The organism is Streptomyces griseoviridis, from assembly GCF_005222485.1.
Taxonomy (GTDB): Bacteria; Actinomycetota; Actinomycetes; order Streptomycetales; family Streptomycetaceae; genus Streptomyces; species Streptomyces hintoniae.
Genome location: NZ_CP029078.1, coordinates 5,984,467 through 6,001,673 on the forward strand (window position 1 = coordinate 5,984,467; position 17,207 = coordinate 6,001,673).

The 17,207-nt window shown below is 70.0% G+C and carries 16 protein-coding genes; 14 read left to right on the plus strand and 2 right to left on the minus strand.

Annotated elements, in window-relative coordinates:
* The first annotated feature begins 64 nt into the window (after nucleotides 1–64).
* The 11 genes from DDJ31_RS26015 (at nucleotide 65) to DDJ31_RS26065 (ending at nucleotide 10,105) form a co-directional block, all read left to right on the plus strand.
* On the plus strand, nucleotides 65–1,468 hold the full coding sequence (locus tag DDJ31_RS26015; RefSeq protein WP_240678075.1) for an MraY family glycosyltransferase: 1,404 nt from the start codon (nucleotides 65–67) through the stop codon (nucleotides 1,466–1,468).
* A 300-nt stretch (nucleotides 1,469–1,768) separates the two neighbouring features.
* Complete coding sequence (locus DDJ31_RS26020; protein WP_127177960.1) at nucleotides 1,769–2,182, plus strand: hypothetical protein; 414 nt, start codon at nucleotides 1,769–1,771, stop codon at nucleotides 2,180–2,182.
* Between the two features lie 225 nt (nucleotides 2,183–2,407).
* The gene (gene atpB / locus DDJ31_RS26025; protein ID WP_127177959.1) at nucleotides 2,408–3,229 is read left to right on the plus strand and encodes a F0F1 ATP synthase subunit A; all 822 of its coding nucleotides are present in this window, start codon (nucleotides 2,408–2,410) and stop codon (nucleotides 3,227–3,229) included.
* A gap of 74 nt (nucleotides 3,230–3,303) precedes the next feature.
* Nucleotides 3,304–3,534, plus strand: a complete 231-nt coding sequence (gene atpE, locus DDJ31_RS26030; protein WP_024884520.1) for an ATP synthase F0 subunit C — start codon at nucleotides 3,304–3,306, stop codon at nucleotides 3,532–3,534.
* A 44-nt stretch (nucleotides 3,535–3,578) separates the two neighbouring features.
* The gene (locus DDJ31_RS26035; RefSeq protein ID WP_127177958.1) at nucleotides 3,579–4,133 is read left to right on the plus strand and encodes a F0F1 ATP synthase subunit B; all 555 of its coding nucleotides are present in this window, start codon (nucleotides 3,579–3,581) and stop codon (nucleotides 4,131–4,133) included.
* Nucleotides 4,130–4,945, plus strand: coding sequence for a F0F1 ATP synthase subunit delta (locus DDJ31_RS26040; protein ID WP_127177957.1), 816 nt, complete (start codon nucleotides 4,130–4,132; stop codon nucleotides 4,943–4,945). The genes DDJ31_RS26035 and DDJ31_RS26040 overlap by 4 nt, the downstream gene beginning before the upstream one ends.
* Nucleotides 4,946–5,071: 126 nt before the next feature.
* Nucleotides 5,072–6,661: a F0F1 ATP synthase subunit alpha gene (gene atpA / locus DDJ31_RS26045; protein ID WP_127177956.1), complete on the plus strand. Its 1,590-nt coding sequence runs from the start codon at nucleotides 5,072–5,074 to the stop codon at nucleotides 6,659–6,661.
* 21 nt (nucleotides 6,662–6,682) lie between these two features.
* Complete coding sequence (locus DDJ31_RS26050; protein ID WP_127177955.1) at nucleotides 6,683–7,600, plus strand: F0F1 ATP synthase subunit gamma; 918 nt, start codon at nucleotides 6,683–6,685, stop codon at nucleotides 7,598–7,600.
* Nucleotides 7,600–9,036: a F0F1 ATP synthase subunit beta gene (gene atpD / locus DDJ31_RS26055; RefSeq protein ID WP_127177954.1), complete on the plus strand. Its 1,437-nt coding sequence runs from the start codon at nucleotides 7,600–7,602 to the stop codon at nucleotides 9,034–9,036. Before DDJ31_RS26050 ends, atpD begins: the two co-directional genes overlap by 1 nt.
* 109 nt (nucleotides 9,037–9,145) lie before the next feature.
* Nucleotides 9,146–9,517, plus strand: a complete 372-nt coding sequence (locus tag DDJ31_RS26060) for a F0F1 ATP synthase subunit epsilon (protein WP_127177953.1) — start codon at nucleotides 9,146–9,148, stop codon at nucleotides 9,515–9,517.
* Between the two features lie 141 nt (nucleotides 9,518–9,658).
* On the plus strand, nucleotides 9,659–10,105 hold the full coding sequence (locus tag DDJ31_RS26065; RefSeq protein ID WP_127177952.1) for a DUF2550 domain-containing protein: 447 nt from the start codon (nucleotides 9,659–9,661) through the stop codon (nucleotides 10,103–10,105).
* 49 nt (nucleotides 10,106–10,154) lie between these two features.
* On the opposite strand, the gene DDJ31_RS26070 is transcribed toward DDJ31_RS26065, so the two are convergent.
* Entirely contained in the window at nucleotides 10,155–11,975 is a 1,821-nt protein-coding gene (locus DDJ31_RS26070; protein WP_127177951.1) for a glycoside hydrolase family 18 chitinase, read from the minus strand.
* A 277-nt stretch (nucleotides 11,976–12,252) separates the two neighbouring features.
* On the minus strand, nucleotides 12,253–12,825 hold the full coding sequence (locus tag DDJ31_RS26075; RefSeq protein WP_127177950.1) for a cob(I)yrinic acid a,c-diamide adenosyltransferase: 573 nt from the start codon (nucleotides 12,823–12,825) through the stop codon (nucleotides 12,253–12,255).
* Between the two features lie 208 nt (nucleotides 12,826–13,033).
* Between DDJ31_RS26075 and DDJ31_RS26080 the strand changes: the two genes are divergently transcribed.
* From DDJ31_RS26080 to DDJ31_RS26090, 3 genes are all read left to right on the plus strand, one after another.
* Entirely contained in the window at nucleotides 13,034–13,882 is an 849-nt protein-coding gene (locus DDJ31_RS26080; RefSeq protein ID WP_127177949.1) for a 3-hydroxyacyl-CoA dehydrogenase family protein, read from the plus strand.
* 197 nt (nucleotides 13,883–14,079) lie between these two features.
* The gene (locus DDJ31_RS26085; RefSeq protein WP_127182595.1) at nucleotides 14,080–14,403 is read left to right on the plus strand and encodes an STAS domain-containing protein; all 324 of its coding nucleotides are present in this window, start codon (nucleotides 14,080–14,082) and stop codon (nucleotides 14,401–14,403) included.
* A 224-nt stretch (nucleotides 14,404–14,627) separates the two neighbouring features.
* Nucleotides 14,628–17,183, plus strand: a complete 2,556-nt coding sequence (locus tag DDJ31_RS26090; protein ID WP_127177948.1) for an ATP-binding protein — start codon at nucleotides 14,628–14,630, stop codon at nucleotides 17,181–17,183.
* Nucleotides 17,184–17,207: the final 24 nt, after the last annotated feature.

The window sequence follows — 17,207 nt, forward strand, 5'->3', positions numbered from 1 at the left end:
CCGCGTACCGGTAGATCGCTAGTGTGTGGGGCTGAGATGGCCAGCGAGACCTGTGGGGAAGCCCGTGCGTGAATACCTGCTGACGCTCTGCATCACGGCCGCGGTGACGTATCTGCTGACAGGGCCGGTACGGAAATTCGCGATCGTGGCCGGAGCGATGCCGGAGATCAGGTCCCGTGACGTGCACCGGGAACCCACTCCGCGGCTCGGCGGGATCGCGATGTTCTTCGGGCTCTGCGCGGGCCTGCTGGTCGCGGACAAGCTGACCAACCTGAACGAGGTCTTCGAGAAGTCGAACGAACCGCGGGCGCTGCTCTCGGGCGCCGCGCTGATCTGGCTGATCGGCGTGCTGGACGACAAGTTCGAGATCGACGCGCTGCTGAAGCTGGGCGGGCAGATGATCGCCGCCGGCGTGATGGTCATGCAGGGGCTCACCATCCTGTGGCTGCCGGTGCCGACCGTCGGCACGGTCGCGCTCACCCAGTGGCAGGGCACCCTGCTGACGGTCGCGCTCGTCGTCATCACGATCAACGCGGTCAACTTCGTCGACGGCCTCGACGGTCTCGCGGCCGGCATGGTGACCATCGCCTCGGCCGCGTTCTTCATGTACACGTACCGCATCTGGTACTCGTACGGCATCGAGGCAGCCGCCCCCGCGACCCTCTTCGCGACCATCCTCATGGGCATGTGCCTGGGCTTCCTGCCGCACAACATGCACCCCGCGCGGATCTTCATGGGCGACTCGGGCTCGATGCTGATCGGCCTCGTGCTGGCCGCCGGTGCGATCTCGGTCACCGGGCAGGTCGACCCCGACAACCTCTTCGGCGGCTCCGAGCGCAGCACCGTGCACCAGATGGTGCCCGTCTACATCCCGCTGCTGATGCCGCTGACGATCATCGCGGTCCCGGCGGCCGACCTGGTGCTGGCGATCGTGCGCCGCACCTGGCGCGGCCAGTCGCCGTTCGCCGCGGACCGCGGGCATCTGCACCACCGGCTCCTGGAGATCGGCCACTCGCACAGCAGGGCGGTGCTGATCATGTACTTCTGGTCGGCGCTGATCGCCTTCGGCGCGCTCGCCTACTCGGTCAACTCGGCTTCCATGTGGATCGTGTTGGGGATCGTGTTCCTCAGCGCGATCGGTCTGGTGCTGCTTCTGCTGCCGCGCTTCACGCCCCGGGCCCCGCGGTGGGCCGAGTCGTTCGTGCCGCCGCGCTACCGCCGCCGCAAGGCCGTCGCGCGTGAAGTGCGGCCGCCCGCCGAGGAGATGGCGCGCACGGACGCGGCCGAGCCGCGGACTCCGGTGGCGGCGGGGGCCGCCCGCTTCAACGGCGCGACGGCGATCGGGGGCCGTACGCGCTTCCTCGACCGGTCAGGGGCGGACGGCAGGGCGTCAGGCCCGACCACCACGGCTTCCTCGGCTGCGTCCTCTGCGTCTTCCGCGTCGTCGTCGGCGTCATCACCGCGCTGACTCGACAAGGTAAGAATCTGACGAGAGCATTGCCAACTCGTGGGGGAGTAAACCTCCCGAATACCAGACAAGTTACCCCTGTACTCGCGCAGACGCGCACTGTCACTCTCATGTGTGACAGCAGGCACACCCACTTGGTAAAGACCGCATCAAATAGTTTGTGATACGGTTCACGAGAACCCCCGGACAGAGCCGAAGGGCCGCACTGCGACGGCCCCTTGGCGTGAGGTTCTCTCTCGCTCCGGGACTACGCTCGTCCATGACGACACCCTGCCCCCCTGTGAAAGCGGAGTTGCCGCCATGCCGTCCAATGACGCCCGGATCCTGGCCCAGGCCGCCGTGCCCACGGCTGTCGTCGGCGCACTAGCCGCCGTCGTCAGCGCCGTGGCCGCCGGTGGCAAGGGTGCGGTCGGCGCGGTCGTCGCGGCGCTCATCGTGATCGTCTTCATGGGCCTCGGGCTCTACGTTCTGCAACGCACCGCCGCATCCCTGCCGCACCTGTTCCAGGCGATGGGTCTGATGCTCTACTCGGCGCAGATCCTGCTGCTGTTCATCTTCGTCGCGATCTTCAAAGACACGACGTTGTTCAACCCCAAGGCCTTCGCTCTCACGCTCGTCGCCGGCACCCTCGCGTGGATCGCAGCGCAGACGCGTGCCCACATGAAGGCCAAGATCCTCTACGTCGAGCCCGAGAAGTCGGGGCACTCGTCGTGAGGGGTAGGGCCGGGATAAGTGCGCAGGAGAGACCCTGCTATCGTCCGGTGCCAACTGCGGCATCGCGGGCGCGGGCATCTGAGCTGACGCCTGCTCAATCGCGAGGCGAGATGCCCCCAAGCCGCACCCACATCCGTAACACCAGTCCGGTGCCGAACCGCGGCCCTGCGCCGCGCCGACACAACGAGGTTGCCGTACCCATGCGCCACGCAGAAGGAGCCCGCGGTGAGTGCTGACCCGACGCAGGTGCTCGCCTTCGAGACCGACTGCCACATCTTCGACGGCTGTGGCTTCCCCGCTCCGGGCCTGCACTCGTTCCTGTTCGAGCCCCTCTGGGGCGACGGCGACAGCAACGTCTACTTCAACAAGACGATGCTGCTGGCCCTGCTCGGTTCGATCATCATCGTCGGATTCTTCTGGGCCGCCTTCCGCAAGCCGAAGGTCGTGCCCGGCAAGCTCCAGATGGTGGCCGAGACCGGCTACGACTTCATCCGGCGCGGAGTGGTCTACGAGACGATCGGCAAGAAGGAGGGCGAGAAGTACGTCCCCCTGGTCGTCTCGCTGTTCTTCTTCATCTGGATGATGAACCTCTGGTCGGTCATCCCGCTCGCCCAGTTCCCGGTGACGTCGATCATCGCGTACCCGCTGGTCCTCGCGCTGATCGTGTACGTCCTGTGGGTCTCGCTGACCTTCAAGCGCCACGGGTTCGTCGGGTTCTTCAAGAACGTCACCGGCTACGACAAGTCGCTCGGCGCGGTGCTGCCGCTCGCCATGCTCATCGAGTTCTTCTCGAACCTGCTGGTGCGCCCGTTCACCCACGCCGTCCGACTCTTCGCGAACATGTTCGCGGGCCACACCCTGCTGCTGCTCTTCACCATCGCCAGCTGGTACCTGCTGAACGGTGTCGGCATCGCCTACGCCGGCGTCAGCTTCATCATGACCATCGTGATGACGGCCTTCGAACTCTTCATCCAGGCCTTGCAGGCGTACGTCTTCGTGCTGCTGACGTGCACCTACATCCAGGGCGCTCTCGCCGAGCACCACTGAGCGTCCCGCCTCCCACCCCCTGATCGTCCGGTGGCCAACCCCCACCGGTCCGTAAAGAAGAAGGAAGAACTGGCATGTCCCAGACCCTTGCCGCCGTCTCCGGTTCGCTCGGTTCCATCGGTTACGGCCTGGCCGCCATCGGCCCCGGCGTCGGCGTCGGCATCATCTTCGGTAACGGCACCCAGGCCCTGGCCCGTCAGCCCGAAGCGGCCGGCCTGATCCGCGCCAACCAGATCCTCGGCTTCGCCTTCTGTGAGGCGCTCGCCCTCATCGGCCTGGTCATGCCGTTCGTCTACGGCAAGTAATCGACGGCCGATCAGCGACAGCCCACTAGACGAAAGGCACTGATATGAGCCCGATGCTCATTCTGGCGGCCGAGGAGATGGAGAATCCTCTCGTCCCGCCGATCCCCGAGCTCGTCATCGGCCTGATCGCCTTCGTCATCGTCTTCGGCTTCCTCGCCTGGAAGCTTCTTCCGAACATCAACAAGGTTCTGGAGCAGCGTCGCGAGGCCATCGAGGGCGGTATCGAGAAGGCCGAGGCCGCGCAGACCGAGGCCCAGAGCGTCCTTGAGCAGTACAAGGCCCAGCTCGCCGAGGCCCGCCACGAGGCCGCGCGCCTGCGCCAGGAGGCACAGGAGCAGGGCGCCACGCTCATCGCCGAGATGCGCGCGGAAGGCCAGCGGCAGCGCGAGGAGATCGTCGCCGCCGGTCACACGCAGATCGCGGCCGACCGCAAGGCCGCCGCGTCCGCGCTGCGCCAGGACGTCGGCAAGCTCGCCACCGAGCTGGCCGGCAAGCTCGTCGGCGAGTCCCTCGAGGACCACGCCAGGCAGAGCCGGGTCATCGACCGCTTCCTCGACGAACTCGACGAGAAGGCGACGAAGGCCGAGGCCACCCGATGAACGGCGCGAGCCGCGAGGCCCTGGCCGCCGCACGCGAGCGTCTGGACGCGCTGACGGACTCCACGTCCGTCGACGCCGGTACGCTCGCCGGCGACCTGGCCGCCGTCACCGCGCTGCTCCACCGCGAGGTGTCCCTGCGTCGGGTCCTCACCGACCCGGCGCAGGCCGGCGAGGCCAAGGCCGACCTGGTCAGGCGGCTGCTCGGCAGCCAGGTCGGCGGGCCCGCCCTCGACCTGGTCTCCGGCCTGGTGCGCTCCCGCTGGTCGCAGTCGCGCGACCTGGTGGACGCCCTCGAGGAGCTGGCGAACCTCGCGGACCTCACCGCCGCGCAGCGTTCCGACGCGCTCGACGACGTCGAGGACGAGCTGTTCCGGTTCGGCCGGATCATCTCCTCCAGCACGGGTCTGCGCGCCGCGCTCACCGACCGCAAGGCCACCACCGCGGCCAAGACCGAGCTGCTGCACCGGCTGCTCGGCGGCCGGGCGAAGGCCGTCACCGAGCGGCTGGTCATCCGTCTGGTCACCGCGCCCCGTGGACGTAGCCTGGAATCGGGACTCGAGTCCCTGTCCCGGCTCGCCGCGGAACGCCGGGACCGGATGGTCGCCGTCGTCACCTCGGCGGTACCGCTGAGCGACCCGCAGAAGCAGCGCCTGGGCGCCGCCCTCGCGAAGCTCTACGGCCGCCGGATGCACCTCAACCTCGACGTGGACCCCGAGGTCGTCGGCGGCGTGCGGGTGCAGGTCGGCGACGAGGTCATCAACGGCTCCCTCGCGGACCGTATCGAGGACGCCGGCCGCCGCCTGGCGAGCTGAACAGCAACTCAATAGGCAGTACGAACTCACTACGGCCCTGGTTGGGCCGTGCAGAAGAATCCTGGGGGTCGCCCCCAGACCCCCAAAGTGAAACTTCGGGCCCAACAAGGAGAGCAGGGAACCCAGATGGCGGAGCTCACGATCCGGCCGGAGGAGATCCGGGACGCGCTGGAGGACTTCGTCCAGTCGTACAAGCCGGACGCGGCCTCGCGCGAGGAGGTCGGTACGGTCACCCTTGCCGGCGACGGCATCGCGAAGGTCGAGGGCCTCCCCTCGGCCATGGCCAACGAACTGCTGAAGTTCGAGGACGGCACCCTCGGTCTTGCGCTCAACCTCGAAGAGCGCGAGATCGGTACCGTCATCCTCGGTGAGTTCAGCGGTGTCGAGGAGGGTCAGCCGGTCACCCGTACCGGAGAGGTCCTCTCGGTCGCGGTCGGCGAGGGCTACCTCGGCCGCGTCGTCGACCCGCTCGGCAACCCGATCGACGGACTCGGCGAGATCGAGACGTCCGGCCGCCGCGCGCTGGAACTTCAGGCCCCCACGGTCATGCAGCGCAAGTCGGTGCACGAGCCGATGGAGACCGGCTACAAGGCCGTCGACGCCATGACCCCGGTCGGCCGCGGCCAGCGTCAGCTGATCATCGGCGACCGCCAGACCGGCAAGACCGCCCTGGCCGTCGACACGATCATCAACCAGCGTGACAACTGGCGCACCGGCGACCCGAACAAGCAGGTCCGCTGCATCTACGTCGCCATCGGCCAGAAGGGCTCCACCATCGCGTCCGTACGCGGCGCGCTGGAGGAGAACGGCGCGCTGGAGTACACGACCATCGTGGCCGCCCCGGCGTCCGACCCGGCCGGCTTCAAGTACCTGGCGCCGTACACCGGCTCGGCCATCGGCCAGCAGTGGATGTACGAGGGCAAGCACGTCCTGATCATCTTCGACGACCTGTCGAAGCAGGCCGACGCCTACCGCGCCGTCTCGCTGCTGCTGCGCCGCCCGCCGGGCCGTGAGGCCTACCCGGGTGACGTCTTCTACCTGCACTCCCGTCTGCTGGAGCGCTGCGCGAAGCTCTCCGACGCCGAGGGTGCCGGCTCGATGACCGGTCTGCCGATCGTCGAGACGAAGGCCAACGACGTCTCGGCGTTCATCCCGACCAACGTCATCTCGATCACCGACGGCCAGTGCTTCCTGGAGTCGGACCTCTTCAACGCCGGTCAGCGCCCCGCGCTGAACGTCGGTATCTCCGTCTCCCGAGTCGGTGGTTCCGCGCAGCACAAGGCGATGAAGCAGGTCTCCGGGCGTCTGCGCGTGGACCTCGCCCAGTTCCGTGAGCTGGAGGCGTTCGCCGCCTTCGGTTCCGACCTGGACGCGGCCTCGAAGTCGCAGCTCGAGCGTGGCCAGCGCATGGTCGAGCTGCTGAAGCAGGCCCAGTACCAGCCGATGTCGACCGAGGACCAGGTCGTCTCGGTGTGGGCCGGCACCACCGGCAAGATGGACGAGGTGCCGGTCGCCGACATCCGCCGCTTCGAGAAGGAGCTCCTGGAGTACCTGCACCGCAAGGAGCAGGGCCTCATGACCTCCATCCGCGAGGGCGGCAAGATGTCGGACGACACCCTCACCGCCATTGCCGACGCGATCGCCGACTTCAAGAAGCAGTTCGAGACCTCGGACGGCCAGCTTCTCGGCGAGGACGCCCCGGCCGCGGCCAAGTGACGTAAGGAAGGGACCTGACTCATGGGAGCCCAGCTCCGGGTCTACAAGCGTCGCATCCGATCCGTCACCGCGACCAAGAAGATCACCAAGGCGATGGAGATGATCGCCGCCTCGCGTGTCGTCAAGGCGCAGCGCAAGGTGGCGGCCTCCACGCCGTACGCGAAGGAACTGACCCGCGCGGTGACGGCGGTCGGTACCGGCTCCAACACGAAGCACCCGCTGACCACGCAGGCCGACACGGTCGTGCGGTCCGCGGTGCTGCTCCTGACGAGCGACCGCGGTCTCGCCGGAGCCTTCAACTCCAACGCCATCAAGGCTGCCGAGCAGCTGACCGGGCGACTGGAGCGGGAGGGCAAGGAGGTCGAGATCTACGTCGTCGGCCGCCGTGGCCTCGCCCACTACAACTTCCGTGAGCGCAAGATCGCGGAGTCGTGGACCGGGTTCACCGACGAGCCGACGTACGCGGACGCCAAGAAGGTCGCGGCGCCGCTGATCGAGGCGATCGAGAAGGACACGGCGGACGGCGGTGTGGACGAGATCCACATCGTGTTCACCGAGTTCGTCTCGATGATGACGCAGACGGCTCTCGATGACCGTCTGCTGCCGCTCAGTCTCGAGGACGTGGCGAAGGAAGCAGCCCCCAAGGGCGAGATCCTCCCGCTGTTCGACTTCGAGCCGTCGGCGGAGGACGTCCTCGACGCCCTGCTGCCGCGCTATGTGGAGAGCCGCATCTACAACGCGCTTCTCCAGTCGGCCGCTTCGAAGCACGCCGCCACCCGGCGCGCGATGAAGTCGGCGACCGACAACGCGGGTGAGCTCATCGAGACGCTCTCCCGTCTTGCCAACGCGGCCCGCCAGGCCGAAATCACCCAGGAAATCAGCGAGATCGTCGGTGGCGCCAGCGCCCTGGCCGACGCGACCGCGGGGAGTGACCGCTAATGACCACCACAGTTGAGACCGCGACGGCCACGGGCCGCGTCGCCCGGGTCATCGGCCCGGTCGTCGACGTGGAGTTCCCCGTCGACGCGATGCCGGAGATCTACAACGCGCTCCACGTCGAGGTCGCCGACCCGGCGAAGGACGGCGAGCGCAAGACGCTGACCCTGGAGGTCGCCCAGCACCTGGGTGACGGCCTGGTCCGCACCATCTCCATGCAGCCCACCGACGGTCTGGTCCGCCAGGCCGCGGTGACCGACACGGGCTCCGCCATCTCCGTGCCGGTCGGCGACTTCACCAAGGGCAAGGTGTTCAACACCCTGGGTGAGGTGCTCAACGTCGACGAGAAGTACGACGGCGAGCGCTGGCCGATCCACCGCAAGGCCCCGAACTTCGACGAGCTCGAGTCGAAGACCGAGATGTTCGAGACCGGCGTCAAGGTCATCGACCTGCTGACCCCGTACGTCAAGGGCGGCAAGATCGGTCTGTTCGGTGGTGCCGGTGTCGGCAAGACGGTGCTCATCCAGGAGATGATCTACCGCGTCGCCAACAACCACGACGGTGTCTCCGTGTTCGCCGGTGTCGGCGAGCGCACCCGTGAGGGCAATGACCTCATCGAGGAGATGTCCGAGTCGGGCGTCATCGACAAGACCGCCCTGGTCTTCGGTCAGATGGACGAGCCGCCGGGCACCCGTCTGCGCGTCGCGCTGGCCGGCCTCACCATGGCCGAGTACTTCCGCGACGTCCAGAAGCAGGACGTGCTGTTCTTCATCGACAACATCTTCCGCTTCACGCAGGCCGGTTCCGAGGTCTCGACCCTGCTCGGTCGCATGCCCTCCGCGGTGGGCTACCAGCCGAACCTGGCCGACGAGATGGGTCTCCTCCAGGAGCGCATCACCTCGACCCGCGGTCACTCGATCACCTCGATGCAGGCGATCTACGTCCCCGCGGACGACCTGACCGACCCGGCCCCGGCCACCACCTTCGCCCACCTCGACGCGACGACGGTGCTCTCCCGTCCGATCTCCGAGAAGGGCATCTACCCGGCCGTGGACCCGCTGGACTCCACGTCCCGGATCCTGGACCCGCGCTACATCGCGCAGGAGCACTACGACGCCGCCATGCGCGTCAAGACGGTCCTGCAGAAGTACAAGGACCTCCAGGACATCATCGCGATCCTCGGTATCGACGAGCTGGGCGAAGAGGACAAGCTCGTCGTCCACCGGGCCCGTCGCGTGGAGCGCTTCCTGTCCCAGAACACCCACGTCGCCAAGCAGTTCACCGGCGTCGACGGGTCGGACGTCCCGCTGGACGAGTCGATCACGGCCTTCAACGCGATCATCGACGGCGAGTACGACCACTTCCCGGAGCAGGCGTTCTTCATGTGCGGTGGCATTGAGGACCTCAAGGCCAACGCCAAGGAGCTGGGCGTCTCCTGAGCCTCCCGCTCGTCTGAGGGGACGGGCGCGTCCCGTCCCCTCAGTCACGCCCACTAGACTTGTAACCAACACCCGGCAGACCGCCGGGTGGTGACCCGAGGAGCCACTCATGGCTGCTGAGCTGCACGTCGCGCTGGTCGCGGCCGACCGAGAGGTCTGGTCCGGCGAGGCCACCCTGGTCGTCGCGCGCACCACGTCCGGCGACATCGGCGTCATGCCCGGTCACCAGCCGCTGCTCGGTGTGCTGGAGTCGGGCCCGGTGACCATCCGTACGAGTGACGGTGGCACGATCGTCGCCGCGGTGCACGGCGGTTTCATCTCGTTCGCCGACAACAAGCTGTCGCTGCTCGCGGAGGTCGCCGAGCTGTCCGACGAGATCGACGTCCAGCGCGCCGAGCGCGAGCTGGAGCAGGCGAAGACCGCGGGTGACGCCACCGCCGAGCGTCGCGCCGACGTACGACTGCGTGCGGCGGCGCGCTGAACCAGCGCACCATGTGATGACGTCACTCAGCCGCGGTCGGCACCGGAGCCATCCGGAGCCGACCGCGGCTGAGGCAGATCTGGATGTTTTTTCCTTTCCGTTACCTGTACGGGTACCTAGGAGACGAGGAGGTCGGTGTCGATGGTCCTCGCTCTGACTGTGTGCGGAATCGTCGTCGCCGTTGTGGTGGTGGGGCTGTTCGTCTTCGGCCTGCGCCGCAGACTCATCCAGCGCTCGGGCGGCACCTTCGACTGTTCGCTGCGCTGGGACGTCCCCGAGAAACCCGACACCAGCGGCAAGGGCTGGAGCTACGGCGTGGCCCGCTACAGCGGGGACCGCATCGAGTGGTACCGGGTCTTCTCCTACGCCTACCGGCCGCGCCGGGTGCTTGAGCGGGCCGCGATCGAGGTCGCGGGGCGCCGGCTGCCCGCGGGCGAGGAGGAGTTGGCCCTGCTCTCCGACGCCGTCGTGCTGACCTGTCTGCATCGGGGCACGCGCCTCGAACTCGCGATGGGCGAGGACGCCCTGACCGGCTTCCTCGCCTGGCTCGAAGCGGCTCCGCCCGGCCAGCGGGTGAACGTGGCATAGCCGCGGTTCACCCGCCGACCGGGCGGAGTGCTGTCCGGGGTCGGTCCGACTACTGCAGACCGCTGTTGATCGCGCTCACCAGCTCACCGTTGGCGGTGTCGCCGCTGAACTCCCAGAAGAACGCGCCGCCGAGACCCTGGGTCTTGGCCCACGCCATCTTCGTCGTGATGGTCGCCGGGGTGTCGTACGACCACCAGTTGGAGCCGCACTTCGCGTAGGCGGTGCCGGCGATCGTGCCGGTCGCCGGGCAGGACGTCTTGAGGACCTTGTAGTCCTCGATGCCCTGCTCGTAGGTGCCCGCCGCCGGTCCCGTGGCCGTGCCGCCCGGGGTGTCCTGGGTGACCCCGGTCCAGCCGCGGCCGTAGAAGCCGATGCCGATGAGGAGCTTCTTCGCGGGTACGCCCGCCGCCTTGAACTTGGCCATCGCGTCGGCCGTGGTGAACCCGGCCTTCGGGATGCCGGTGTACGAGGTGAGCGGGGAGTGCGGGGCGGTCGGGCCCTTCGCGTCCCAGGCGCCGAAGAAGTCGTACGTCATCACGTTGTACCAGTCGACGTACTGGGCGGCGCCGCCGTAGTCGGCCGCGTCGACCTTGCCGCCGCTGGTGCCGTCGGCGGTGGTGGCCGCCGTGACCAGGTTGCCCGTGCCGAACTTGGCGCGCAGGGCCTGCATCAGGTTCTTGTAGGCTGCGGCACCGCTGGTGTCGCAGGTCAGGCCGCAGGCGTTCGGGTACTCCCAGTCGATGTCGATGCCGTCGAACACGTCGGCCCAGCGCGGGTCCTCGACCAGGTCGTAGCAGGACTGCGCGAACGCCGCCGGGTTCTTGGCCGCCTCACCGAAGCCGCCCGACCAGGTCCAGCCGCCGAAGGACCACAGCACCTTGAGCTTCGGGTACTTGGCCTTCAGCTGCCGCAGCTGGTTGAAGTTGCCGCGCAGCGGCTGGTCCCAGGTGTCGGCGGTGCCGCTGACGGACTGGTCGGCGGTGAACGCCTTGTCGTAGTCGGCGTAGGAGTCGCCGATCGCGCACTTGCCGCCGGTGACGTTGCCGAAGGCGTAGTTGATGTGCGTGATCTTCGCGGCCGAACCCGACGTCACCAGGTTCTTGACGTTGTAGTTGCGGCCGTAGATGCCCCACTCGGTGAAGTAGCCGAGCTTGACCTGGTCACCGGTGGGGGGCGTGGTGGTGCCGCCCGTGGTGTGCACCGCGACGGCGCCGCTGACCGGTCCGGTCTGGTCGGCGGTGTCGCGGGCCTGGACGGTGTACGAGTAGTCGGTGCCCGCCGTGAGGCCGGTGTCCGTGTACGAGGTCGTCGTCACGGTGGCGACCTTGGCGCCGTCGCGCAGCACGTCGTAGTTCTTGACGCCCTTGTCGTCGGTGGCTGCCGACCAGGCCAGCTTCACCGAGGTGTCGGTGATCGCGGACGCGGTGGGGGTGCCGGGCGCGGAGGGGGCGGAGTCGCCCGGGACCGTGGTGCCGTCACAACTGCTGCCGTTGAGCTTGCAGTTGGAGGGCGAGCCGGTGCCGGCGCCGTTGAAGCCGAAGGAGACGGAGGCACCGGGGGCGATGCTGCCGTTGTACGACTTGTTCTTGGCGGTCCAGTGGGTGCCGGACGAGGTGACGTCCGCGTCCCAGGCCGAGGTGACGGACGTGCCGGTGGGGAAGTCCCACTCGACGGTCCAGGAAGCGATGGCGCTGGTGCCGGTGTTCTTGACGGTCCACTGGCCGCCGAATCCGGTGCCCCAGTCGCTCGCCTTGGTGTAGGTGGCGGTGGCGGTGCTCGCGGCCTGTGCGGGACTCGCCAGGCCGACCAGGCCGGCCAGCGGGAGCAACAGGGTCGCGAACCCGGCCGCGGCTCTGTGTCTGAAGCGCATGCGCGCCTCCCTCGGTGAAAGGGGGTTGGGGGCGCGACTGAGCCTTCGCGCCCACGGTGCGGCGAGAATAGAAAGGTCTGGACCTTAGGTCAATAGGTCTGGACCACTTGCGAGTTGGATGGCCCGAATGTGCAACTGCCGTCCGGCGCAATGATCTTGAGGGAGGCGCACCCGGCCGCCGGGACGGTCCGCATGGTCGTGGGGGAGGCGTCCCCGCCGGCCGCCGGGTCGGGAGCGGGGGGCCGGCGGGGACGGGCCGGCCGTCGCCGGGACGGGCTCAGCGCTCCCCGCCCGGTACCCACAGGACGTCCCCGGTCTCCTTGTTCGCCGTCCTGGCCAGGATGAACAGCAGATCCGACAGGCGGTTCAAGTAGGTCGCGGTGAGCGGGTTCATCGTCTCGCCGTGCGTCTCCAGGGCCGTCCAGGTGGAGCGCTCGGCGCGGCGGACGACCGTGCAGGCCTGGTGGAGCAGGGCCGCGGCCGGGGTGCCGCCGGGCAGGATGAACGAACGGAGCTTCGTCAGCTCCTCGTTGAACCGGTCGCAGTCCGCTTCGAGGCGGTCGATGTAGAACTGCTCGACGCGCAGCGGCGGGTACTCCGGGTTCTCGACGACCGGGGTGCACAGGTCGGCGCCCACGTCGAACAGGTCGTTCTGGACCCGGGTGAGGACGGCGGTGACGTCGTCGGCCGGGCGGCCCAGGGCGATGGCGGTGCCGATCGCCGCGTTCGCCTCGTTGGCGTCGGCGTACGCCGAGATCCGCGGGTCGGTCTTCGGGACCCGGCTCATGTCCCCGAGCGCCGTGGTGCCCTGGTCGCCGGTCCTGGTGTAGATGCGTGTCAGATTGACCATGCGGTCAGCGTAGTTACGCCGGTGGGCGTCAACTACGCCGTCCGGGGCGTCGGGTGAGTCGCGTCCGTGTGATGTCCGCCAGTTGAGACGTGACGCGCGTTACTAACCGGTCACACAGGGCGTCGCGGGCGCTAGGGTCCGCGAAAGAGAGATGTCTGAACAGGGTCACACCGTCAGCGTGCAACGCGTTTCAAAGGGGAGTCGCACAGTGGCACGGAAGCTTGCCGTCATCGGCGCCGGGCTCATGGGATCCGGTATCGCCCAGGTGTCCGCCCAGGCCGGATGGGACGTCGTGCTGCGCGACGTCACCGACGAGGCGCTGAGGCGTGGCACCGACGGCATCAAGGCGTCGTACGACAAGTTCGTGGGCAAGGGCCGGATGGAGGCGCACGACGCCGACGCTGCGCTCGCCCGCATCACCACCACCACCGACCTCGACGCCGTCGCGGACGCCGACCTCGTCGTCGAGGCCGTGTTCGAGAAGCTGGAGGTCAAGCACGAGATCTTCCGCGCGCTCGACACCCTCGTGCGCGAGGACGCGGTGCTCGCCTCCAACACCTCCGCGATCCCGATCACCAAGATCGCGGCGGCCACCGCGCACCCGGAGCGGGTCGTCGGGGTGCACTTCTTCTCCCCGGTGCCGATGATGCAGCTCGTCGAGCTGGTGCGCGGCTACAAGACCAGCGACGAAACCCTCGCCACCGCGCGGGAGTTCGCCGAGTCCGTGGGCAAGACCTGCATCGTCGTCAACCGCGACGTCGCCGGGTTCGTGACGACCCGTCTGATCTCGGCGCTCGTCGTCGAGGCCACCAAGCTCTACGAGTCGGGCGTCGCCACCGCCGAGGACATCGACCTGGCCTGCAAGCTCGGCTTCGGCCACGCCATGGGGCCGCTCGCCACGGCCGACCTCACCGGCGTCGACATCCTGCTGCACGCGGCCGGCAACATCTACACCGAGTCGCAGGACGAGAAGTTCGCCCCGCCCGAGCTGATGCGCCGGATGGTTGACGCCGGTGACATCGGCCGCAAGAGCGGGCAAGGCTTCTACACGTACTGACAGACCGTCGCGGCCCGCGCCGACACACCGGTGGGGGCCGCACCGGAAACCGCACACCCTCCGAGGGCATCACCCGCAGGGGTGAATTCGGTATCGGTTCGCTTACAGACGGCAACCAGTCGGCCGCGGAAGCAGTCAGACGTTGCACAGTCACAGTCACCGCCATGGAGTACGCCACCGCAGTCACGGGAGCGCATATGCACATCAGGGGCGACCACGTCGAGCTGGTCGTCGGGGGCCGCCTCGACGTCCGCAGCGCGGCGGACGCCCGTACGGTCCTGCACTCGGCCGTCGACGACGGAGTCGGCGACCTGGTCCTGGACCTGTCCGAACTCGACTCCTGGGACGCCACCGGGCTCGGGGTCATCATGGGCGTCCACCGCCGGGCGGGCCGGTGCGGCCGGCGCCTGGTGCTGCGCGACGTACCCCCGCAGATGCAGCGCCTGCTGGTGGCCACCCGGCTGCACCGCATCCTCGCCATCGAGGGCGGCATCGGCGTCGAGTCGCTGCCCCGGGTCTGACCCCACACCCCGGCGAAACGTCACGTCGCGCCCAATCCTCATGAGACCGTGACGTCTCGGGCGGGACGGCACCCCGGCCTGTCATGGATACTGAACACGGTTTAGGGTTCGGGGCGCCCGCTGCCCACATCCCTGCGAGCGGGCCCGGACCAGAAGCGACAGCGCGGTGTGCAGCAAGGCCGGGAGGGACTTCGGCACACGACGCTTTTGGGGGGCTTGGACCTATGGACCCGATCGACCGGGGACCCGAGGAGTACGGCCAGGACGGCGACGGCGGCACGCCGCGCCCCCGCCCGCCCAGGGAACCCCTCACCACCGACTTCGCGTCGCCCACGCCCGCGCCGGCCCGCACCACCCGGCTGATCAGCGGCGACCACCTGCTCACCGTCAACCCGGTGGACGGCAGCGAGATAGCGCTCTGCCCGCCGGGCGAGCGGCCCGAGCGGCCGGTCAAGCGCACCGCGGCCGACCGCGCCGAGGCCGACCGCGCGGCCCGCCCGCCGGTACCGCCCGGCCCGGCCCGCCCCACCCTCTCCCTCCTGGAACGCCAGGACGACCGCGAACGCCTGGTCAGGCTGCTCGCCCGGGGCCGCTCCGTGCGCCTGACCGGCCCGGCCGGCTCCGGCCGCACCAGCCTCCTCGACCTGGTCGCCGAGGACTGCGCGGACCTCGCCCCCGACGGCGTCGTCCGCCTCGACGGCTCCCACCGCACCGCCGACGACCTCCTGCACGACCTGCTGCACGCCGTGTACGCCGCGCCCCTGCACCGGCCGGGCCCCGACGAACTCCGCGCCCTGCTGCGGGAGATCGGCGCCGTCGTCGTCCTGGACGACCTGGAGTTCGGCGGCGCCGCGCTCGACACGCTCCTCGACGCCACCCCCGAGTGCGCCTTCCTGCTCGGCGCCACCCCCGACGTGCCGCCGCCCTCACCCGACTCGTCCGTCGAGGAAGTACTCCTCGGCGGACTCGACCGCGCCGGCGGCGTCGAGATCCTGGAGCGCGCCGTCGGCCGCGTCCTCACCGAGGAGGAGGCCAACTGGGCGGGCGACCTCTGGTTCGAGTCCGAGGGGCTGCCGCTGCGCTTCGTGCAGGCCGGCGCCCTCCTCGACCAGCGCGACCGGCAGCGCGCCGACGTCAGCGCCGTCGACACCTACGGCGTCTTCGCCGACGAACCGCCCGCCGACGCGGTCCTCGACATCGATGCCGAGGACACCGCGGGCATCCCGCTGCCGTCCCTCGGCGAGGCCGCGGCCCCCGCGCCGCTGCTCGCCTCCCGGCTCAGCGGCGCCGCCCGCGACACCCTGCGGTTCGCCGTCGCGCTCGCCGGCGAGGTGCCCCACCAGGCCCATCTGCCCGCGCTGATCGGCGACACCCACGCGGACGCCGCACTCGGCGAGCTGGCCGCCTGCGGTCTCGTCACCCCGGTCGGCTCCCGCTACCGGCTCGCCGCCGGTGTCCTCACCCAGCTCGACGCCGCCGGGTACGCCGACCACGACGGCGGCCTCCAGGCCCGCGCGCTCACCGCCGCCCAGCACTACACCTGGTGGGCCGGGCACCCCTCGGTCGCCCCGCAGCGGGTGTCCGCCGAGGCCGACGCGGTGCTCGCGGCCCTCGCCGTCCTGGTGCCCGCCACCACCCCGCCCGCCGAGGACGGGGAGCGGCCCCCCGCCGTCCTGCTGGCCCGCGCAGCCGCCCCCGCGTTCGCCGCCGGGCTCGACTGGAACGCCTGGGAGCGGGCCCTGCGGGCCGGTGCCGAGGCCGCGAGGCTGGCCGGCGAGGTGGCGGAACAGGCCTACTTCCACCACGAGTTGGGCGTCCTCGCGCTCTGCGAGGGACAGCTCGACCGGGCCCGCGCCGAACTGGAGGTCTCCGTCGGCCTGCGCGGCGCGCTCGCCGACCGGCGCGGCACCGTCGCCGGACGCCGGGCCCTCGCCCTGGTCGCCGACCGCTCGGGCACCGCGCCCGGCCTGGTCCCCGCCCTCGGTCCCGCGGCCGTCGAAGCGGCGCCCGACGCCCGCCGGGCGGAGTCGGACCCGTCCTCCGGGACCGCGCCGCTGCCGTACGTGCCCGCGGCTGCCGACGCCACCCCCACCGTCGTCACCCACCGCGCCCCCTCCGCCCCCGGTGCCCCGGCCCCGGCCGCGCGGACCCGGGGCGGCGGCCTGCGGGCCCTGGCCCGCCGCAACCTCGTCGCGGCCGGCGCGGGCGCGCTGCTCGCCGCCGTCCTCGGCACCGTGGTGACGCTCGGCGCGACCTCGAACAACGACGCCGACACCCCGTCCGACCGGGTCGGCGTCAACCCGACGGCGGGCACCGAACTCGACGACGGCGGCGTCGGCGCCGACACCCCGGCCGCGGGCGACAGCACCTCCGACACCGGCGCCGCCACCAGCCGCGCGACCGACCCGGGCCCCGACGGCACCCTCGGCACCGCCGACGACCCGACGCCCTCCGACAGCGGCCGGCCGTCCGACGACCCGACCGGCACCCGCGGCTCGACCGGCTCGGGCTCGCCGTCCCGGCCGCCGTCGTCCCGGCCGCCGTCCAGCCCCTCGACGACGTCCAGGCCGCCGTCGGCGACCCCCAGCGGCTCGGGGACGCCCACCGGCAGCCCGACGCCGACCGGGGGCGAGACGCCCGACCCGACCGACTCCGAGACCGGTGAGCCCAGCACCACCGACTCCGCCAGCGGACCCGGCACCCCGTCCACGCCGGTGCAGAGCAGCGACGGCACGGCCTCCGTGCCGGCCTCGCCGAGCGGTTCCGCCGACGTGATCTGAGCGCACGGCGTACGCGCAAGGGCC